At 54.0% G+C, this 19,468-nt stretch carries 19 protein-coding genes; 5 read left to right on the top strand and 14 right to left on the bottom strand.

Translation table 11 applies throughout. The features are described from left to right. Nucleotides 1–440: 440 nt before the first annotated feature. The 3 genes from E1757_RS03945 to E1757_RS03935 form a co-directional block, all read right to left on the bottom strand. Nucleotides 441–1,856 (bottom strand): HEAT repeat domain-containing protein, encoded by a 1,416-nt coding sequence (locus E1757_RS03945; protein ID WP_133225490.1) that lies wholly within the window; start codon nucleotides 1,854–1,856, stop codon nucleotides 441–443. Between the two features lie 104 nt (nucleotides 1,857–1,960). Then, nucleotides 1,961–2,647, bottom strand: coding sequence for an LrgB family protein (locus E1757_RS03940; protein ID WP_133225489.1), 687 nt, complete (start codon nucleotides 2,645–2,647; stop codon nucleotides 1,961–1,963). Beyond that, complete coding sequence (locus E1757_RS03935) at nucleotides 2,644–3,015, bottom strand: CidA/LrgA family protein (RefSeq protein ID WP_133225488.1); 372 nt, start codon at nucleotides 3,013–3,015, stop codon at nucleotides 2,644–2,646. Before E1757_RS03935 ends, E1757_RS03940 begins: the two co-directional genes overlap by 4 nt. Before the next feature lie 107 nt (nucleotides 3,016–3,122). On the opposite strand from E1757_RS03935, the gene E1757_RS03930 reads away from it, so the two are divergent. Beyond that, a complete protein-coding gene (locus E1757_RS03930) occupies nucleotides 3,123–4,046 on the top strand; it encodes a LysR family transcriptional regulator (protein ID WP_133225487.1) in 924 nt (307 codons plus the stop codon). Nucleotides 4,047–4,187: 141 nt separating this feature from the next. Further along, on the top strand, nucleotides 4,188–5,096 hold the full coding sequence (locus tag E1757_RS03925) for a LysR family transcriptional regulator (RefSeq protein WP_133225486.1): 909 nt from the start codon (nucleotides 4,188–4,190) through the stop codon (nucleotides 5,094–5,096). A 106-nt stretch (nucleotides 5,097–5,202) separates the two neighbouring features. On the opposite strand, the gene E1757_RS03920 is transcribed toward E1757_RS03925, so the two are convergent. The 7 genes from E1757_RS03920 to E1757_RS03890 all read right to left on the bottom strand — a co-directional run bounded on the left by E1757_RS03920 (nucleotide 5,203) and on the right by E1757_RS03890 (nucleotide 13,274). Next, the gene (locus tag E1757_RS03920; protein ID WP_133225485.1) at nucleotides 5,203–6,387 is read right to left on the bottom strand and encodes a M20 family metallopeptidase; all 1,185 of its coding nucleotides are present in this window, start codon (nucleotides 6,385–6,387) and stop codon (nucleotides 5,203–5,205) included. Between the two features lie 27 nt (nucleotides 6,388–6,414). Then, nucleotides 6,415–7,380 (bottom strand): ABC transporter ATP-binding protein, encoded by a 966-nt coding sequence (locus E1757_RS03915; RefSeq protein ID WP_133225484.1) that lies wholly within the window; start codon nucleotides 7,378–7,380, stop codon nucleotides 6,415–6,417. Continuing rightward, entirely contained in the window at nucleotides 7,361–8,359 is a 999-nt protein-coding gene (locus E1757_RS03910; RefSeq protein WP_133225483.1) for an ABC transporter ATP-binding protein, read from the bottom strand. The genes E1757_RS03915 and E1757_RS03910 overlap by 20 nt, the downstream gene beginning before the upstream one ends. A gap of 60 nt (nucleotides 8,360–8,419) precedes the next feature. After that, nucleotides 8,420–9,331: a nickel transporter permease gene (nikC, locus tag E1757_RS03905; RefSeq protein ID WP_220446480.1), complete on the bottom strand. Its 912-nt coding sequence runs from the start codon at nucleotides 9,329–9,331 to the stop codon at nucleotides 8,420–8,422. Between the two features lie 27 nt (nucleotides 9,332–9,358). Continuing rightward, nucleotides 9,359–10,279: a nickel ABC transporter permease gene (nikB, locus tag E1757_RS03900; RefSeq protein ID WP_133225482.1), complete on the bottom strand. Its 921-nt coding sequence runs from the start codon at nucleotides 10,277–10,279 to the stop codon at nucleotides 9,359–9,361. 65 nt (nucleotides 10,280–10,344) lie between these two features. After that, nucleotides 10,345–11,883: a glutathione ABC transporter substrate-binding protein gene (locus tag E1757_RS03895; RefSeq protein ID WP_165971941.1), complete on the bottom strand. Its 1,539-nt coding sequence runs from the start codon at nucleotides 11,881–11,883 to the stop codon at nucleotides 10,345–10,347. 50 nt (nucleotides 11,884–11,933) lie between these two features. Continuing rightward, the gene (locus E1757_RS03890; RefSeq protein ID WP_133225480.1) at nucleotides 11,934–13,274 is read right to left on the bottom strand and encodes a M20/M25/M40 family metallo-hydrolase; all 1,341 of its coding nucleotides are present in this window, start codon (nucleotides 13,272–13,274) and stop codon (nucleotides 11,934–11,936) included. Between the two features lie 294 nt (nucleotides 13,275–13,568). Here E1757_RS03890 and E1757_RS03885 point away from each other — a divergent pair, with 294 nt between their 5' ends. Genes E1757_RS03885 through E1757_RS03875 form a run of 3 tightly spaced genes read left to right on the top strand, consistent with a single transcriptional unit; the run spans nucleotide 13,569 to nucleotide 15,739 of the window. Then, nucleotides 13,569–14,015 (top strand): MerR family transcriptional regulator, encoded by a 447-nt coding sequence (locus E1757_RS03885; protein ID WP_133225479.1) that lies wholly within the window; start codon nucleotides 13,569–13,571, stop codon nucleotides 14,013–14,015. 49 nt (nucleotides 14,016–14,064) lie between these two features. Then, nucleotides 14,065–15,282, top strand: coding sequence for an MFS transporter (locus tag E1757_RS03880; protein WP_133225478.1), 1,218 nt, complete (start codon nucleotides 14,065–14,067; stop codon nucleotides 15,280–15,282). Nucleotides 15,283–15,316: 34 nt separating this feature from the next. Beyond that, nucleotides 15,317–15,739, top strand: a complete 423-nt coding sequence (locus E1757_RS03875; RefSeq protein WP_133225477.1) for a universal stress protein — start codon at nucleotides 15,317–15,319, stop codon at nucleotides 15,737–15,739. A 241-nt stretch (nucleotides 15,740–15,980) separates the two neighbouring features. Here E1757_RS03875 and E1757_RS03870 read toward each other — a convergent pair whose 3' ends face one another. The 4 genes from E1757_RS03870 to E1757_RS03855 form a co-directional block, all read right to left on the bottom strand. Continuing rightward, nucleotides 15,981–16,919, bottom strand: a complete 939-nt coding sequence (locus E1757_RS03870; RefSeq protein ID WP_133225476.1) for a phosphotransferase family protein — start codon at nucleotides 16,917–16,919, stop codon at nucleotides 15,981–15,983. Further along, complete coding sequence (locus tag E1757_RS03865; RefSeq protein ID WP_133225475.1) at nucleotides 16,916–17,902, bottom strand: aldo/keto reductase; 987 nt, start codon at nucleotides 17,900–17,902, stop codon at nucleotides 16,916–16,918. Before E1757_RS03865 ends, E1757_RS03870 begins: the two co-directional genes overlap by 4 nt. Before the next feature lie 103 nt (nucleotides 17,903–18,005). Next, nucleotides 18,006–18,086, bottom strand: coding sequence for a pirin-like C-terminal cupin domain-containing protein (locus tag E1757_RS37150; protein WP_425464818.1), 81 nt, complete (start codon nucleotides 18,084–18,086; stop codon nucleotides 18,006–18,008). 203 nt (nucleotides 18,087–18,289) lie between these two features. After that, nucleotides 18,290–19,438 (bottom strand): MFS transporter, encoded by a 1,149-nt coding sequence (locus tag E1757_RS03855; RefSeq protein WP_133225474.1) that lies wholly within the window; start codon nucleotides 19,436–19,438, stop codon nucleotides 18,290–18,292. Between the last annotated feature and the right edge of the window lie 30 nt (nucleotides 19,439–19,468).

Raw genomic sequence — 19,468 nt, 5'->3', positions numbered from 1 at the left:
TGTATTACTGGTTTATATCTTACATACTGATTATTATACGGAATGAACGAACTATTTTCCATAGTTTTACACGAGCTATTATTACCTTTTATCGACTAACCGCTTATCCGATTACGACTTAATCGGGTTAAGACCCCCACCTCTAAGGTGGGCCTTGAATCAGGTGGGGTAGAGTCCCCATCTGATTCCCCGATGTTCAGCAAAGCTGAACGAGTTCACTTGCTTAGCAGGAATTTGATGCGAAATTTTCGGCATGATCAAAAAAACCGGCCACGGCGAGCAAGCCTGTAACCGGTGCCTGCTTGACCGCCGGAACCATTTTTACAATGCAGTTTAGGACCAGCCCCGCCAGCATCGCATCGAGTATTGGCCGCGGGATGCAAAAAGAGCTGCCCTCAAGTAGAATGATCTACTTTGGGACAGCCCCCTTGCCATAAGCCTTAAGGATAGAACGTGCTTTGCGACGTGGTCGACGGGCACCAGCGAGACTTCAGCAGGAAGTCGATCAGCACGGTTTTGGCCGCGTCGGTGCCAATATAGTGAAGCGCTTCTGCGGCATGCCCGCGCACATAGCGATTGTCGTCCTCCAGCGCTTCCTCAAGCGCCGGCACAGCCGCATCCGCAGCGGCTCCCATCCGGCAAAGCGCCAGTCCCGCCATGAAACGGACCTGCACATCGTCGTCCTTCAGGCAGCGGATAAGACCTTCTACCGCTTGATCGGCCGGCTGCCCGATCATCGCCAGCACCTCGGCAACCGTCTGCCGGATGACCGCATCCGTCGACGGCTGAAGCAGCCCGAGCAGCTTCGGTAGCGCGGAAGCGGCATAAGCCCCCAGCTCGCCAAGGGCAAAGGCCGCATGGACTACCGTCTCGGTCCGCTCGTCGGCGAGCGCGGCTTCCAGTCCCGCTACCGCTCCGGTGCCTGCTGCCGCCAGTCCGTAAGCGGCCGTGCGCGATACCTTCACATTGTCGTGGCGCAGCCCCTGCAGCAGCGCCTGCACGCCTGCTTCGCCCATGCCTGCAAGCGAGTAGGCCGCATTGATCGCGTTCGGCTCGAATTGATCTGCGAGCTGAGCCGCCGCTTCCTGCACCTGGGAGGCATCGGCGTTCACGGTGCCGGCCAAGCTGCCCGTCCGGCCCGACAGCCAGTTCCAGGTGTCCTTCCACATCGCTTCATGTCGGACGATGTTCGTGCTGAACGACGCCGGCTGCTTCCAGTCCCGCTCCACGCAATCCCAGCTCGGAGCAGTCGGCGACTCGGTGCGCATAAACTCAAATTTCAGCATATAGCGAGGCTGGCCCAGCACATTCGGCGTGGACCGGTGCCAAATATCGTAATGAATCAAGGCGAACGTACCGGCTTTGCCGCTCGCGACCGCCTCTCCTTCCGTCTCGTCAGATATGAAGGTGCGGCTTTCGTAATTTTGCGTGCCGGGCATGACGCCTGTCGGTCCAAGCTCAACCGGCGTATCCTGCGGGAAATACATGACCATCGCCCACCACGGATGATGATTGCGCATTTTTTTATAGCCCCAATAGCTGTCTTTATGCCAGCCGCCGGCTTTGGGCGAAGCGTTGAAATGGCCGTGCCGGTGCGTGTGCATCATATAATTAGGGCCTAAGACGCTGGTCAGCGCTCCGGTTACGATCGGATGATCGAACACCTTTTGCAAATCGCGCAAGCGCGGCAGCAGATTGTTGCCCGGATTGCCTTCCTGTTCGTAAACCTGGTTCAACTGCTCGGTCAGCCGTTGATGAAACTCCTCCGGAAAATCCGTTTTCAGAATTAAAAATCCTTCGGCAATAAACGTCCTCATTTGCTCATCGGTCAATAGTACGGGAACATTGCGGCCCATCGTCTCTACCTCCTATTTGGTCTTGAACCAAATTATAGTCACTCGGACGGTAAGAGCACATACAGAATGCTAACCCATATTTGCACAATAATAAGCTGATGCGCTTAAAGCTGTTGAAACCACGCCATCAGCCAAGGGGCCGCGCATAAAGTGACGAATGCGGTGAACATCATCGCAATGCCGGCGGCGGAGCCGGTAACAGAGTCGTATTCGAGTGCTTTGCTGATGCCCGCGGAATGGGCGCTCGTCCCGAACAGCGCGCCGCGCGCAATCGGACTGCGAATGCGAAGCCAGCGAACGACGAGCGGTCCGAGTATCATCCCGCACAGACCTGTAATCATCGTAGCGACCGCCGTAATCGTCGGAACGCCTCCGATCAGCCGGGATATCGTAACCGCAATCGGCGTCGTCGCCGAGCGCGGGGCCAGGCTGTCCATAATTTCGGCGTTCAAGCCGAACAGCCGGGCAAGCCCCGCCGAGGTGACGATCGCGGCCAGAGCGCCGCAGCTGACGCTGGCGATAATCGCGTATGCGTTCTTTTTCAATATATCGAAATGCTTATACAGCGTGACTCCCATGGCAATCGTGGCCGGCTCCACCATCCGGGTCAGCCAGCCCGCCCCTTCGTTGTACGCTTCGAACGAAACGCCGCTGCACTCAATAATCGCAATGACAACAGCGGGCGTGATCAGCAGCGGCGTTAAATACAGCTTGGCGCATTTGCGGTATATCCATTTAGCCGCCGCATATACGACAACCGTGCAAATTAGCCAGAACAGCGCGGTCATCATCCGGTTTCACCCTCTTTGCGGGCCGACAGCCGTTGGCCGATCAGCCCTGAGCAGAGCATAACGGCCGCCGTGCTGCATATGATCGTAACCGCAATCGGCAGCCCGCTGTGGACGACCAGGCTTTTATAATTGACAATCCCGACGGTAGCGGGGATAAAAAACAGCAGCATTTCCGCCAGCAGCCATTTGGAGCCCAGCTCGATCCACTCCAGACGCAAAATGTTCAATTTGAGCAGCGCAAAAAGGACGACGATGCCCACAATGCTGCCGGGTACAGGCAGCTGCATCCATCTCACGAAAGCGTCGGTAAGCTGCGAAATCACAATCAGCAGTATAATTTGAAAGACTGTTTTCAGCAGCGTCTTCATGATCTTTCCGCTCCCTTCGGTGTCCAGTATACAGAATGAGGGATCATGAGTAAAATGAATATATATCATGATTAGCATTCCATTTATGCATGGGAGGGACAATCGTCTTGGAAATTCGCCATCTGCAGTGCATCGCCGAAATTGTGCGTCTCGGCAGCTTTACCAAAGCGTCCGAAGCGCTGCATGTAACGCAGCCGACGATCAGCAAAATGATTAAAAGCCTGGAAAACGAGCTCAACATCGAAGTATTTGTCCGCGACGGCAGGCAGCTTCAATTAACGGATGCCGGACAAGCGATATTCAGCTACGCCGCGCCGATTTTGCAGCTGTTCGAGCAGCTGCAGGCGGAGCTTCATGACCTGACCTATTTAAACAAGGGCCATATTCGCATCGGTTTGCCGCCGATGGCGGGGGCAAGCTATTTTCCGGAAGTGCTCAAGCGGTTTCAGGACCGCTATCGGGGCATCGCCATTACCTTGCTGGAGGACGGGGCAAAAAAAATCGGGGACCAGGTCGCCGAGGGCGCTATTGACGTTGGAGTTGTGCTGGGTCCGGTCGATGCGGAAATGTTCGAATCGTTCCCGCTCGCCAAGGACCGGCTGAAGGTGATTTTGCCGCTCGGCCATCCGTACGCCGACAAGCCCCGCATCGCGCTTGCAGAGCTGGCAGAGGAACGGTTTATATTGTTCAACAGCGACTTCGCGCTGCACAGCCGGATCATTAACGAATGCCGCAAGGTCGGTTTCGATCCGCACATCGTTTTTGAAAGCTCCCAATGGGACTTTATCGGCCACATGGTAGGCGCCGGGCTCGGCATCGCGATGCTGCCCGATACTGTTTGCCGCTCGCTGCCGGCAAGCAAGGTATGCGCGGTCCCGCTCGTCGAGCCCGTCATACCTTGGCTGCTTGTCATGGTCTGGAAACGCGAAAGCTACCTTTCGTTAGCCGCACGGGAATGGATCGCTTTTACGAAGGAAAGCTTCGGCGTCGGAGCTGCACTCGGCAACGGCAACGGCAGCAACGATCGTTGAAGCGGAGGCGGTTACCGAAAGTTGGGAGGAAGTCAAAAGTTTGAAAGCACTTCAAAAACAACGATATAATGTAGCTAAACGTTCAGGCGATCACGAAAGCCTGAACGCAGGCAGACGACGAATCAATAAAGGGGTTGCGGCATGGACGAGAAAGACTGTAAAGTATTACTCATTATATATGAGGAGCAAAATTTGTCCAAGGCGGCGGAACGCCTATATATTACCCAGCCCGCCCTAACGTATAGAATCCGGCAGCTTGAGAAGCAATTTCAGCTGCAAATCATTCAAAAGTCGGGAAAAAACATTAAATTTACGTCCGAAGGCAAGCACCTCGTCGACTATGCGCGGAAATCGCTGCAGGAGGAGCAGCGCTTCAAGGAGCTAATTATCAATTTGAAAAGCGAAATTCAAGGAACGTTGCGTCTGGGCGTATCGGGCCATTTCACGCAGTATAAGCTTGCGCCGGTGCTTCAACAATTTCAAGGGCGGTTTCCCAAGGTGCAAATTTATTTGAACACCAGTACGAATCAGGAAATATTTCAATCGCTGGAAAACGGCAGCATTCACGTCGGGATCGTGAGAGGCGAATTCAACTGGATCGATCAAAAATATTTAATCAGCGAAGACCCTTTCTATGTGATTTCCAGGGATGAAATCGACATGAAGCAGCTGCCCCGGCTGCCCAGGATCAATTACCGGCCCAGCACGCTGCCACCGAACAAATTCGGCTATAAGCCGGACACGTTTTTGATGGAAGTCATCGACGGCTGGTGGAAGGACTGGTACAGCGTTCCCCCTATGATTACAATGAACGTCAACAATTACGAAACGTGCAAGCAGCTTGTCAAATACGGGCTCGGCTATTCCATCGTTCCGCAAATTTGTCTGGCTGCGGACGACCGGTTTCATAAATATCCGATGCAATTCCAGAACGGACTGCCGCTGCTCAGAAAAACGTGGCTGATCTATAAAGAAGCTTCATTGGAGCTGAATCTGGTCAACGAGTTTGTCAATCTGATCAAATCGTTGAACTTCATTCAATTCGAATAGCCCCTTCCTTTCAATAAAAAAAGACTGAAGAATGCGAATTGCCGTTGCGATCCATTTCTTCAGTCTTTTTACGGTTCGGTCTATTACAGATAATGGCCGCTTGCGCTTAATTCATAACGTACGATTGCTTGGCTTGACGGAATTCTTCTTTAATTTCCTGCAATAAATCGGGGACGGCGATAAGCTCGTAAGCCGAGCCGGCAATCGCTTTGGCCGCCGAAATAACGGCCCGGTGACCCGCTTCGCTCGTACCCGCCTCAACCCATTCGGTCGAATGGCTGGCCGTTCCGAAAGGAACGAAGGCAACCCGCAGACAGGCGCCGGGAATGATATAAGTAACATTCGCGAAATCCGTCGAGCCTGTGCTCGTCCGCGGCGGCGATATTTCCTGAATGCCGGCTTCCGCCGCATTTTTCAATAATACTTGATTCAGCTTTTCGACGTTGACTTTATTTTCGCAGCGCTTGATCTCTTTAATCGTTAATTTGCTGCCGGTCGAGAGCGCCGCGCCGCGCGCCGCATTGTATACGCGTTCCAGCACCGTGTCCAAATAAGGGCGGTCGGCGGCCCGTACATAGAACTGGGCTACCGCATGGTCGGGAACGATATTGGCGACGGTGCCGCCATTCGTTATAACGCCGTGAATTTTAACGTCGGGGCGGACATGCTCGCGCAAATATTCGATCGCGTTGAAGGTCATTAATACGCCGTCCAGCGCGCTGATTCCTTTCTCGGGGGCGACTGCGGCATGTGCGGCTTTGCCTTCGAAAATAAAATCGATCAAATTCATCGCAAGCGATTTGCCGTCTACGGTAGTGCGGTCGCCGCCATGCATCATTAATGCGACGTCCAGGTCATCGAAAACGCCCGCTTTGATCATCGGCAGCTTGCCGCTGGTCGTTTCCTCCGCGGGCGTGCCGTATACGACGACGGTTGCCGGCAGGTCGCCCAAATTTTGCGACAGCGCGATCGCGGCACCGACAATCGACGAAGCCTGCAGATTATGTCCGCAGCCATGGCCCAATCCTTCCAGCGCGTCGTACTCGCACAGCAGGCCGATGATCGGACCGCTTTCCTTGTTCGTAAACGTCGCTTTAAACGCCGTTGGCAGCGATACGATTCCCCGCTCGACCTGAAAATGATGCTCCGCCAATGTACGGGTCAGCAGCTCCACCGCTTGAAATTCATTATTTCCCAATTCCGGATGATCATGAATGAAGTCGTTAATTGCGATAATCTTTTCGCTCAGACCGTCAACCGAAGCGTAAATGCTCTGTTTGGTGTTGTTCATTCCCACTACCTCCGAAAAACAATCTCATTAGTTGTATAAATGACATGCCACGAACTGGCCGTCCACTTCTTTTAACGCCGGCTTTTCCGTCCGGCATACGGCCATGCATTCGCTGCAGCGCGGGTGAAACGTACAGCCGGAAGGCGGATTGGCCGGGCTCGGCACATCGCCCTGCAGCACGATCCTTTCTTTCTTCACGAGCGGATTCGGAATCGGCACGGCTGACAGCAAAGCTTTGGTGTAAGGATGCTTCGGATTTGCAAACAGCTCGTTTTTATCGGAAAGCTCCACAATCCGGCCCAAATACATGACACCGATCCGGTCGCTGATATGCTTCACGACGCTCAAGTCGTGGGCAATGAATAAATAGGTCAATTGAAACTGCTCCTGCAAATCCTGCATCAGGTTGATCACCTGCGACTGAATCGAGACATCGAGCGCGGATACCGGCTCGTCGGCGACGATCAGCTTCGGCTTCAACGCCAGAGCGCGGGCGATCCCGATCCGCTGGCGCTGTCCGCCGCTGAATTCATGCGCATACCGCTTGGCATGGTAGCCGCTCAGCCCGACGACGTTCAGCAGCTCCTCGACTTGGCGGTCGGCTTCTTTGCCCTGGGCGATCCCGTGAATTTTGAGCGGCTCGGCGATAATGTCGCCAACCGTCAGCCGCGGGTCGAGGGACGCGTAAGGATCCTGGAACACTATCTGCAAATCCCGGCGCAGCTTTCTCAGCTCGGCCGGCTTCAGGCCGACGAGGTTGGTGCCCTCGTACCGCACCTCGCCCTCGGTCGGCTGGAGCAGCTGCAGCAGCGTTCTTCCGGTTGTCGATTTGCCGCAGCCGCTTTCACCGACCAAGCCTAACGTTTCTCCTTTATAAATGGTAAAATCAAGGCCGTCGACCGCTTTTACATGATTAACGGTCCGGCTGAACAGCCCTTTTTTAATCGGAAAATATTTTTTCAAATTCGTTACTTCAATGAGCGGTGTTTTCATTTCGGGTCTCCCCCTGATCGGATGAATGAAGCCAGCAGCGGCTGCTGTGTCCGGATTCGACTTCTTCCAGCTGCGGCGCTTGCCGCCGGCAGACGTCCATCGCATATTCGCATCTTGGAGCGAAGGAACAGCCTTCCCGCAAACTGCCCGGAATCGGCACGTTGCCCTTAATCGAATACAATCTCTTTTCGTTCGAATCCAGCGTAGGTATCGATTTCATCAAGCCCTGCGTATAAGGATGCTGCGGATTGGTGAATATCGTAACGACGTCGCCTTCTTCCACCACTTTCCCGCTGTACATGACGATGACGCGGTCGCACATTTCGGCTACGACGCCCAGATCGTGGGTAATCATCATAATCGAAGTGTTTCGCTCGGCTCTCAGCTTCCGCATCAGATCGAGAATTTGCGCCTGTATCGTAACGTCCAGCGCTGTCGTCGGCTCGTCGGCAATGAGCAGCTTCGGCTGGCATGACATCGCCATCGCAATCATGACGCGCTGCCTCATCCCGCCGGACAACTGATGCGGATATTCGTCGACGATCTGCTCCGGTCTGGGTATGCCGACCAGCTTAAGCATCTCTACCGCATGCGTCTTCGCCTGCTGCTTGCTGTAATTCATATGGATTTGCACGGCCTCACCGATTTGCTGGCCGATCGTAAATACCGGATTCAAGGAAGTCATCGGCTCCTGAAAGATCATCGCCATTTCGTTGCCGCGAATGCTCCGCATCTCCGCCTCCGAAATCGCCAATAAATCTTTGCCGTCGAACTCGATCGATCCTCCGACCACTTTGCCCGGCGTCAGCCGCATCGCGGTTAAAGAGGTTACACTTTTCCCGCAGCCGGACTCGCCGACAATGCCGACCGTCTCGCCCTCGAATATGGCAATATCCACGCCATCGACTGCCGGAACAACTCCTTCATCGGAATAAAAATACGTTTTAAGCTGTTTAATGTCGAGAAGCTTTTTGTTCATGTTGGCCTCCTGTTTACAGATTCGTTCCGTACGAATGTTCCGATCCGCAGCACAGCCCGTTTACAGCTTCATCTTCGGATCCAACGCATCCCGCAGCCCGTCGCCCAGCATGTTAAAGGCCAGCACCATGAACATGATCGCAAGTCCGGGGATCGTGCTTACATGCGGCGATGTCCGCAAATATTCGCGTCCCGTGCTGAGCATGGCTCCCCATTCCGGTGTCGGAGGCTGCGCGCCCATGCCGAGGAAGCTTAAGCCCGACGCCGTCAAAATGGCGGTAGCGATCCGCAGTGTGGACAAAACGATGATCGGGGCGATACTGTTCGGAATGACGTGCTTAAAAATAATGAGCCCGTTCGTTGCGCCCATCGCTTTGGCGGCTTCGATGTACTCTTTATTTTTGACGGAAATGACGGCGCTTCTGGATATCCGGGCGAAGGTCGGCACGGAAAAAATACCGATCGCAATCATCACGTTGGCCATGCTAGGCCCCAGCACGCTGACGATTGCAAGTGCCAGCAGGAAGCTCGGGAACGCCATAAAAATATCCATGATCCGCATAATCAAAGAATCGATGTAGCTTCCGAAATAGCCGGCAATGGTGCCGAGCGCGACCCCGAATACGACGGAAATCAATACGCCGACAATACCGATCATCAGCGAAATTTGCGCCCCGTAAATGACCCGCGATAAAATGTCCCGGCCAAATTCATCCGTTCCGAACGGATGGCTCCATGAAGGGGATTCCAGCATGATCTGCATATTTTGATCGTACGGATCATACGGCGCGATCCAGCGCGCAAGCAGCGCGACGACGACAAACACCGCGACCATCCATAGGCCGACCATCGCCCGTTTATTTTTTTTGAACCGGCTCACCATCATTTGCATCGGCGAACGCGGCGTATATGTCTGCTCGAGCGCATTGCCCGTGTTGTTGTCAGCTTGTGTTAATGAGGCTGATTGACTCATGAATGGGCTCCTTCCCTCAATCGGTTCTTAATCGTATCTGACTCTCGGATCAACCAGACTGTAGCACAAATCGACGATCAGGTTGACGATAACGAAGATGGCGGCAATGAACAGCACGGTGCCCTGAATGGCCGGGTAATCGCGGAACTGTATCGACTGGATGACGTATCGTCCAAGCCCGTTCATGGAAAATACCGTTTCGGCAAGAACCGCGCCACCGAGCAAATGGCCGAATTCCAATCCGATGATCGTAATGATCGGGATGAGCGCGTTTTTCAAGGTATGCTTGTAAATAACGAGCTTCTCCTTGACGCCTTTAGCGCGGGCCGTGCGGACAAAATCCTGATGGATCACTTCCAACACCGATGAGCGGGTGAGCCGGGCCAATATCGCCGATGACGAAAGTCCTATGGCCACCGCCGGGAGAATAAAATATTTGAAGCTGTCGCTGCCGCCCGAAGGCAGGATGCGCAAGTAAAATGAAAAAATGAGGATGAGCATGAGCCCCAGCCAGAACACCGGCATCGAAATGCCGAACAGCGAAAACATCATGGTCGCGTTATCCCTTAAGCTGTTCGGCTTGGTAGCGGAAAATATGCCGGCGAACAGCCCCACGACAATCATAATGACGATCGCCATGACCGTCAGCATAATCGTAGTCGGGAATCTTGTTAAAATTTCCGTGAGCACCGGCCGGTTGGAGCGAAGCGATGTGCCGAGGTCTCCCGTGACCAGGTTGGCCACATACGTTCCGTACTGTACGTACAACGGCTCGTTCAACCCGAGGCGGTCGCGGACAAGCGCGACATCCTCTTCGGATGCGTCATTGCCGGCAACCAGCCGGGCAGGATCTCCAGGCACCGAGTGAATCAGAATAAAGACAAGAATCGATACGCCGATCAAGGTTGGAATCATTTGCAGCACACGCTTTACAATGTAGCTAAACAACCTTGCTACCTCCTTTTACAAGCATAGAATAGGGGGATGCGATCCCCCTAGGTTGAGTGAAGCCGTTATTTTTTTACAACATCGCGCAATATGAGCCGCTCGTTGTTCCAGTTGTACACATTTTCCAGACTGCTTTGGTAGCCGGTCGTTTGCTTGTAGTCCAGCAGGAAAATCCATGGCGCTTGTTCTTTGATTTGCTTGAGCGCGTCGCCATACACTTTTTTGCGTTCGTCCGCGTTGGCCGTTTTCATTCCTTTATCGATCAAAGCGTCGATTTCCGGATTGGACAGCTTGGAATAGTTGCTCGCACCTTTCGTCATCAAGATCGGTCTCAAGCCCCAGTCCGCATCATTCGTAGACGTGCCCCAGCTGTTCAGCGCCAGGTTGAATTCCGCTTTCGGATCACGGGTAGCCTCCTGGAAGGCGCCGAATTCCCATTTGCGGTAATCGACCTTAAAGCCTACCGCTTGCAGATTGCCTTGAATAAACTCGGCGATTTGGCGGTCCATCAAGTAACGGCCGTCCGGCGTCCACAATTTGATCGTCGTGCCCGGCGCCACACCGGCTTCCGCCAGCAGCTGCTTCGCTTTTTCCGGGTCGTACGGGTAAGCGCCTACGGAGGAATAACCCCATACCAGATCGCCGATCGCCGCTTCGGATACTTTGGCTTGACCGGACATAATTTTTTTCACGATCGTTTCTTTATCGACTGCATAGTTCAAAGCCTGGCGCACTTTGGCATTATCGAACGGCGCGCGCGTCGTATTAATCGACATGTACAGATTGCGCGAGCTTGGCTCGACATTGATTTTGATTTTATCGTTAGCTTTCAAACGCTCTACGTCGGTCGTCACGACAGGCACGATAATATCGGCTTCGCCGGTTTCCAGCATGATGGAGCGCGCAGAGTTTTCGGCCACGGTTTTGAACGTGATCGTATTCATTTTCGGCTTGTCTCCCCAATAATCAGGGTTCGCTTCGAATACGACTTTGTCGCCCGGAATCCAATTTTTCAATTTATAAGGACCGGAGCCGACAGGAGATTTGCCGACATCTTTTCCTTTTTCCTTCACATTTTTAGGGCTGTGGATCCCGCCGTTCGTATGAGCAAACGTAATCAGCGCAGGACCGAATGGGAATTTCAGATCGAAGCTGATTTGGTATTCGCTGTCCACGTTCACTTTGTCGATGAATTCCGCATACAACGAATAACGGTTCAGCTTGTTTTCCTTATTGATAACGCGGTCAAACGTAAACTTCACGGCTTCCGCATTGACAGGTGTGCCGTCCTGGAATTTCGCTCCTTCGCGAAGCTTGAACGTAATCTTTTTGCCGTTCGGCGCTGTGGTCCATTCGGTCGCCAGCTGCGGAACGATGTTATTGTTTTTATCCAAAGTGACCAGCTTGTCGAAAATAAGCTCGTTCGCGTTATTGGAAATGCCGTCGCTCGTATCTTGAGGATCCAGGGTAACGGGCTCCGAGCCAAAGGCGACTACGAGATCTTTAGGCGCAGCGGCATTTCCATCCCCGGCCGGCGCTCCACCGCCGCAAGCGGTCAGAAGCAGAACTATCGCTAATACAAGTGCTAATGAAGCTTTTTTCAAAATAATTTCCCCCTCATTCTTTGGCAAAATGATTTTATAGAAAGGTTTGCTTACACAAACTCGCGAAGCACCGCGGCAACCATTTTGATACCATAAATATAATCGCTCACGTAAATATTTTCATTAGGTGCATGTTTCCTGGAATCGGCATTTCCTACGCCGAAACCGACGGTTGGAATGCCGAATTGCTGGCAAAGCTGGTACATCGGACCGGAGCCGGGATTCATCAGCACCTTCTGGGGCGCTTTGCCGCTCACTTTCTCGGCAGCCCGCATCACCTTTTGCACCAGCGGATGGCCGGGATCGGTTTTGGCCGCCCGCGTCCCTTTTCGCGCCTTGATTTCAATATCCTCAAAGCCGTGACGGTCCAGATGGTCTCTCAGCAGCCGCACGATTTCCTCGGGGTCCTGATCCGGCACCAGGCGAAAATCAAGCTTGGCCCGTGCTTCCGAAGGCAGCACCGTTTTGGAGCCTTCGCCCGAATAGCCGGAGTAAATACCGCAAATATTACAGGTAGGCTGAAAAATAAGCTTCTCCTTGAGCGGCATGCCGGTCAAGCTCAATAAAAATTGATCCAGCCCGTACCGCTGCAAAGTATCGCCTTCCGGGTAATCCATCGTTTCCAGAATGCGCCGCTCTTCATCGGACAACGGGACAACGCGATCGTAAAAGCCGTCGATTTGTATGCGTTCCTTGTCGTCCTTCAAGGTGGCAAGCGCCCATACCAGCCGCCAGGCCGGATTTGTCACGACAGCCGCATTTAAGGAATGCATATCCGAGTTGGCGCCTTGTACCGCCAGTTCGATATAGAGTATCCCTTTCGTACCCATTTTCAGCTCGATGCTTTTATCCGCATAAATAATTCCGTTTTCCCAAATGCACAGATCGGCCTGCACTTTATCCGGATGTCGACCGATAAAATCGGGCAAGTTGATGCTTCCCTTCTCCTCCTCACCTTCCACGATAAATTTGATGTTGACCGGAAGCTCTCCGTAAACTTGCTGATACGCATGGATCGCGCAAATACGTGCCATAAGAGCGCCTTTATTATCCGCACTCCCCCGCGCCGTCAATACGTCGCCACGGATTTCGGCAGCAAAAGGGTCGCAGTGCCACGCTTCTATCGGGTCCTCCGGCTGCACATCGTAATGATTATAAAATGAAATCGTTTTCTTGCCGTTGAATAAAAATTGGCCGTAAACAACCGGGTGACCGTTCGTTTCGATCATTTCGGTAATGCCGCCCAGCTGCCGCAGCAAGCTCGCAACCATGTGCGAGGCTTCCCGAATTCCCCGGTTTTGGGTGGAAACGCTCGGAATTTGGCACAAATCCTGCAGCCATTTTACATACATATCCTGATGCTCTTCGATATAGCGGTAAACCAGCTCCATATGGGGTCCTCATCTCTGTCGTTGTTCGTTACGGGTTCTCCCCTCGAATTTAATATTGTGAATCTTTTGTAAAAAATTATATCACCCGAATAATTCGATGTATAATTTATAATTTTATCATTTTTCGATTAAAAATTTTTATAGTTAGCTGTATCCGTTTCCTTCCCTGCCTCAAGCGGCATAGGCACATCTTGTGAAGTTCAAATTATTAAAAGATTGGTGAATTCACAGTTGACGTTAACGTTAACTGTCATTAAAATAGAAAATACAATCTACATTAAACGGAGGAATGTTATGGAGCTGTACAAAATCGACGATGTATCCAGGCAAACAGGGTTAACGAAGCGAACGATCCGTTACTACGAGGAAATCGGGCTGCTGCCGACGCCCCAACGGAGCGAGGGCGGGATTCGGCTGTATTCGAAAGACGACATCGACCTGCTGCTGAAAATGATGGAGGCGAGAGAAGTGCTTGGTTTCTCTCTTCAGGAGCTGCAGCAATTCGTCTCCATCGCCAGGCTGCTCAACATGCAGCGGGAGGAATACCGTCAAATCAAAGGCAGCATCACTCCCGCTGAGCAGCGAGATAAGCTGATCGACATCGATAAGACATTGACGGATCAGATCGGCATGCTGGAGCAAAAAATTCAAAAGATTCAATCGTTTGAAGCGGAGCTGAAAGACCTTCATCAGCGCGTTCAAGAGAGAATCTCGACGCTCCGGGACGAAATCGGGAATTAGCCGCGGTTCAGCTGCGGCGACCGAATTTATTTAGGAGGGATTATGCTTCATGAAATCAGAAACACGATTGCATCAAGAGCTTCAGGAGCGCAGCAGCTTCCTATCGCAGCCTAAGGCTGTCTGGGCTGTTGCGTTCGCTTGCGTCATATCGTTCATGGGTCTCGGACTGGTCGATCCGATCCTGCCGGCGATTGCGAATCAGCTGAACGCTTCCAAAAGCCAGGTTTCGCTGCTGTTTACAAGCTATAACCTGGTCACCGGGGTCGCCATGCTGATTACAGGCGTCGTGTCCAGCCGCCGCGGCATCAAATGGACGCTGCTTACGGGTATTTTGCTGATCATTATTTTCTCCGCCTTGGGAGGCATGTCCGGCAGCATCGGCGGAATCGTCGGCTATCGGGCCGGATGGGGGCTTGGCAACGCGCTGTTTATTGCGACCGCATTATCGGCGATTGTCGGTTTGTCAACCTCCGGAACGGCCAAAGCGATTATATTGTACGAGGCCGCGCTCGGGCTCGGCATCTCGGTCGGCCCGCTGCTCGGCGGGGAGCTTGGCTCGATCTCGTGGCGCGGGCCTTTCTTCGGCGTCAGCGTGCTTATGCTAATTGCCTTTATTTTTATTTTCTTCATGCTGCCGCCCATCCCGAAGCCCAAGCAGCGAAGCACGCTGGCCGATCCGTTCAAGGCGCTCGCTTTTCCCGCTTTGCTGACATTAGCTATCGTGGCGTTCCTGTACAATTTCGGATTTTTTACGCTGATGGCTTATGCGCCTTATGTGATGGGGCTTGACGAGCACGGTCTCGGCTACGTCTTTTTCGGATGGGGCCTGCTGCTGGCCATTACTTCCGTATTTGTAGCGCCGAAAATTCAAAAAAGCTTCAGCCTCGTCGCTTCCATTGCCGTTATGCTTACGTTATTCGCCATTGATCTGATCGTCATGGCGATCGGTACGATCGCACATTCGCCGAATACGGTTATCGTCGCGGTCATTGCGGCCGGTATTTTTCTCGGCATCAATAATACTTTGATCACGACCGCCGTTATGCAGGCCGCGCCTGTCGAACGATCCATCGCCTCGGCTTCCTACAGCTTCGTCCGGTTTCTGGGCGGCGCCATTTCGCCATGGCTCGCCGGCAAGCTGTCGGAATGGTATACGCCGGAGTCGCCGTTTTACTTCGGCGGCCTGATGGTATTGATCGGCGTCGCCGCGCTGCTGCTGCGCCGCCGCCATCTGGATCATATTAACCGGTTGGAATCCGCACATTAATCCTAATCCGTACTTTAAAAGGAGGGCTTTTCCTATGTATCGCCATATACTCGTTCCCGTTGACGGCTCCAAGCCGTCGCTGCGCGCGCTCGAAGCCGCGCATACGATGCTCGGCAGCCAAAAAGAGGCGGGAAGTCTCATCGTACTGTATGTTCAACCGAATGTAACGTACAACGAGGTGCTTGTCGGCATCAATATCGAAGAGCGGCTTGAGGAAGAAGGCCGTGCCATTTTGAAAGAAGCGGAGCAGCGGCTGGCCGGCACCGCTTATAAATACCGGACGCTGTCTGCGGAAGGGGACCCCGCCAAGGTGATATGCCGCGTGGCGGAAGATGAAGGTTTCGACCTAATCGTGATGGGAACGCGGGGCATGGGGCTGGTCAAGGAGATGCTGCTCGGCAGCGTCAGCCATGGCGTTATCCAGCATGCCCGTTGTCCGGTAACGCTCGTGAAATAATAGGAGCCGAAAGCGCCAAGCAACATATAGCCATACGCGAAACAACCTTAATTCGAACCGGAATTAAGGTTGTTTTGCCGTATAACTTTGGCTGCCGATTGCCGGACTGGCGACCGTGGGCTATGGCTGCTCGGCTTACAGCTTGGCACCGCCAATATGGCTGTGCGCCGGCCTGCATCTGGTGCTGCTCTGCGCTGTCGTTGGGGATGCCGGACTAGCCCGCGCTTAGCACAGCACAGACTTATGCTTCGGACGTGCGGCGCATCAGGCTCAGCAAATACGCGTCCAGCCGTTCCTCCATCAGCTTATCCGTCAGCCCGGTCATGCCCAGCGCCGTCCAGCCCTCATACACGGCCGGGGAATCGGACAAAATATCAACCAGCGATAATAGATCCCAATACGGGGCATAGCGGAAGGAGGGTCCGGCAAATTCGATATAAGCGGATAGAAATGCGTCGGCCTCCTCGACGCCGTACAGTTGGGCGAGATTGACCCGGCAGTGGCCGATATCGATGCCGGCCGGTCCGCGGCACGCATTGACCCAATCGACAACTCCGCTGACCGCATCCTGCTCCCACAGCACGTTGCCCGGGTGATAGTCCCGGTGGATGAAGCGCGGCTCGAAGGCAGGCCGCGGTCCCTGGACGATGCGGATCGCGTCGCTCCATTGCTGCGGGCAGCTTGACCATGCCGGAATTTGCAGCGAGAAGGGGTCGGTATACGTAAAATAGTCCCATGGAAAATCGTCCGCCGCTGCGGCATGAAGCTGTGCAAGCGTTGCGGCCAGTCCGCGCAGCCAACGGTCCATTTCGCTCGGCCGCAGGACGACGGAGCCTTCCAGCCGGGACATCATGACAACCGGCAGACCGCAGCTGCCGCCCGTCTCGTCTAAAGCGATAAGCTGCGGCGTGCGAAGACCGGTGCGCGCTGCCCGGCGAAGGCTTTCGGCTTCATGAAGAGCCAGATCCGGCTCCTCCAGCAGCCATGCCTCATTGTCGAACTGCCGCACCACGACATGCCGTACCGTGCCGTCCACGCGCAGCGCAACGCTGTGAATGGTCGTCGACATGCCGCCGTGCAGCTGGCGCGTCGATACGACCGATGCCGCCCGGCCGACCGAATCGATCGCCCACTGCCGCACGCGGGCCGGAAGCTCGACGTCGGAGAGAGGCTTCGTCATTGAGCGCTGTCCTGGAATGCCTGCTCAAGCTTTGCTGCCAGCTCTTCAGGCAGCTTCCAGCCTGTCGCCCCGGCGTTCTCGATAATTTGTTCCGGACGGGTCGCTCCGATAATCGCCGCGGATACGGCCGGCCGATTGATCAGCCAGTTGAGGCTCACCTGCGACGGCGTTTTTTCGAGCTGTCGAGCGACCTCCCGCAATACGGCGAGACCGCTCTGCACGCGGTCTACCTGCGCTTTCATTTTGACCGACCGCTCGGTCAGCAGCGGATTCGTGTCGCCGATGCGGCTGTCCTCAGGGATGCCGTTATTATACTTGCCCGTCAAAATACCGCCTTCCAGCGGACTGTAAATGATCATTCCGATCCCTTGATCGACGCATAGCGGCTGTACCTCTTTTTCCACCTGACGGCTGATCAGATTGTATTTGGGCTGCGCCGAGCTGAAGCTGGCCAGGTTGCGGACATCGCTGATCCATAACGATTTCGCAAGCACCCAGGCGGGAAAATTGGAGCAGCCGATGTATCTGACTTTGCCCTGGCGGATCAAATCGTCGAACGCGCGCAGCGTTTCCTCAAGCGGCGTATTCCAGTCCACATCATGCGCCTGCAGCAAATCGATATAATCGGTGTCAAGGCGCCGCAAAATACGTTCAACCTCTTCCATAATATGAACGCGGGACAGCCCTTCGTCATTCGGGCGGTCGCCCACCCGTTTCATTAATTTCGTGGCGACGACAAAGTCGGAACGGCGACCTTTCATCGCACGGCCCTGAATTTGTTCCGCTTCTCCGCCGGTATACCGGTTTGCGTTATCGATCAGATTGATGCCCACGTCATAGGCTTGATGAATGAGACGAATCGAATCCTCGGGCGTTACTCTGCCCGGAATGCCGTAGGCGGGTGTCGGACTGCCGAAATTCCAGCAGCCCAAGCTGATTTTGGAAACCTTCAATCCGCTTTTGCCCAATCTGCCATACTCCATCCTTAACACGCTCCGTTCACTGTAAAATAGTGAGCCGCTTGTCACAGCTTCCTATTTTGTTATATCACTAATTGCCAATCTTTTCATGTGTTTTAACGTTTTTTTAAAATTTGCCGTCCCTGTAATCTTGTAAAGCCTGCCGAAGCCGCTCCTCGGTATTCTTGACGAACGGCCCCCGGGCCACAACCGGCTCGCGGACGTTTCTCCCGCATACAGCAGTACGCGCAGCCGGCTTGCCGCTGTTACGTCAGCCTCACTTAGGCGGCCCGCTTCGCCTTGTTCCAGCCATGCAGTTGAAATTTTATGCAAAAAAGAAAGCAACTTGACACCATCCTACCTTCTCGCTGCTTAATCGCCTTAAATTCCAATACCGCACGACGTACGGCCTTACGCTTCCACAGCCTTGCGCTTGAGCAGCTTTCTTACCCACACGGCGAAAATAAGCAGCGAAACGGCCACCGACGCCGCACTGACCGCGAACAAAGCCGGGTAGCCCGTATATTGCGAAACCGCACCCAGCACGATCGAACCGAGTCCGATTCCCAAGTCAAACGCAGTTAAAAAGGAAGCGTTGGCCACCCCGCGGCGCTCCGGATGGGCCAGACGCAAGGTAGCGGCTTGGAGCGACGGCTGTGCGGACCCAAAACCGATTCCGTACAAGACAGCCGATACGACCACACCCGTCAACCCGCCGGAGAAGCTCAGCACAACCAGCGAGGCAATCGTAACGAGCAGCGCCGGCACGATGACAACGGTCTCGCCGAACCGGTCCGAAAGCTTGCCCGCAGCCGGACGCACCAGCGTAAGCGTCACCGCATAGACCAGAAAAAACGTGCCGGAATTGACTTTGAGCGAATCCGCAAACAGCGGCAGAAATGTCGTAATCCCCCCATAAGCGACAGCCAAAAAGAAAATAGCCGCCGTCACGGACAGCACCGATCGCTCAAACAGCTCCAGCCGCCCCTTCGCAGGCTTCGGCTGAAACGGCATCCGGGTCAGCACCGCCAAAACGAGCGCAATGACGGACAGCCCTGTGGCGAATAGAAACAAACCGTGGAAGGAATGATGCTGCACGACCCAAATGCCGAGCATCGGTCCGATCGCCATTGCGATCGTCATGGCCATTCCGTACCATCCCATTCCTTCTCCGCGGCGGGCGGCCGGAATAATATCGGTTATGGCCGTTCCTATTGCGGTCGTGGACAGCGCCCAGCTCATCCCGTGCAGCGCCCGCAACGCCAGCAATACGATAACGCCGCCCACCCAATCGTATAAATACATCGACAGCACGAAAACAATCAGACCCCATACGATAAACGGCCTTCTGCCGTAACGGTCCAGCAGCCCGCCGACAATCGGACGGAATACAACGGCTGACAGCGTGAACACCCCCATGACAAGACCAATCTGCGATTCGCTTCCGCCCAACTGTTTAATAAATAAGGGCAGCGTCGGCAGCAGCAGGTAAAATCCGGTAAAAAGAAACAGCATGCCGATCGTCATCTGAATAAACGATCTTGTCCACAATCGCTCCACTCCCAGTTCCCCTCTCCTTGAACACATCTT

It is taken from the genome of Paenibacillus piri, assembly GCF_004354045.1.
GTDB classification, from domain to species: domain Bacteria; phylum Bacillota; class Bacilli; order Paenibacillales; family NBRC-103111; genus Paenibacillus_S; species Paenibacillus_S piri.
The sequence above is the reverse complement of the archived record's forward strand: the minus strand, read 5'-3'. Positions and strand labels throughout refer to the sequence as shown.

What these genes read in the sequence shown, in the direction of transcription:
- E1757_RS03945 (WP_133225490.1), bottom strand. Translation starts at nt 1,856, where the DNA reads ATGGGCCGCAATGTTCCCGTACTATTGACCGATGAGCAAATGAGGACG.
- E1757_RS03940 (WP_133225489.1), bottom strand. Translation starts at nt 2,647, where the DNA reads ATGATGACCGCGCTGTTCTGGCTAATTTGCACGGTTGTCGTATATGCG.
- E1757_RS03935 (WP_133225488.1), bottom strand. Translation starts at nt 3,015, where the DNA reads ATGAAGACGCTGCTGAAAACAGTCTTTCAAATTATACTGCTGATTGTG.
- E1757_RS03925 (WP_133225486.1), top strand. Translation starts at nt 4,188, where the DNA reads ATGGACGAGAAAGACTGTAAAGTATTACTCATTATATATGAGGAGCAA.
- E1757_RS03920 (WP_133225485.1), bottom strand. Translation starts at nt 6,387, where the DNA reads ATGAACAACACCAAACAGAGCATTTACGCTTCGGTTGACGGTCTGAGC.
- E1757_RS03915 (WP_133225484.1), bottom strand. Translation starts at nt 7,380, where the DNA reads ATGAAAACACCGCTCATTGAAGTAACGAATTTGAAAAAATATTTTCCG.
- E1757_RS03910 (WP_133225483.1), bottom strand. Translation starts at nt 8,359, where the DNA reads ATGAACAAAAAGCTTCTCGACATTAAACAGCTTAAAACGTATTTTTAT.
- nikC (WP_220446480.1), bottom strand. Translation starts at nt 9,331, where the DNA reads ATGAGTCAATCAGCCTCATTAACACAAGCTGACAACAACACGGGCAAT.
- E1757_RS03890 (WP_133225480.1), bottom strand. Translation starts at nt 13,274, where the DNA reads ATGGAGCTGGTTTACCGCTATATCGAAGAGCATCAGGATATGTATGTA.
- E1757_RS03885 (WP_133225479.1), top strand. Translation starts at nt 13,569, where the DNA reads ATGGAGCTGTACAAAATCGACGATGTATCCAGGCAAACAGGGTTAACG.
- E1757_RS03880 (WP_133225478.1), top strand. Translation starts at nt 14,065, where the DNA reads ATGAAATCAGAAACACGATTGCATCAAGAGCTTCAGGAGCGCAGCAGC.
- E1757_RS03875 (WP_133225477.1), top strand. Translation starts at nt 15,317, where the DNA reads ATGTATCGCCATATACTCGTTCCCGTTGACGGCTCCAAGCCGTCGCTG.
- E1757_RS03870 (WP_133225476.1), bottom strand. Translation starts at nt 16,919, where the DNA reads ATGACGAAGCCTCTCTCCGACGTCGAGCTTCCGGCCCGCGTGCGGCAG.
- E1757_RS03865 (WP_133225475.1), bottom strand. Translation starts at nt 17,902, where the DNA reads ATGGAGTATGGCAGATTGGGCAAAAGCGGATTGAAGGTTTCCAAAATC.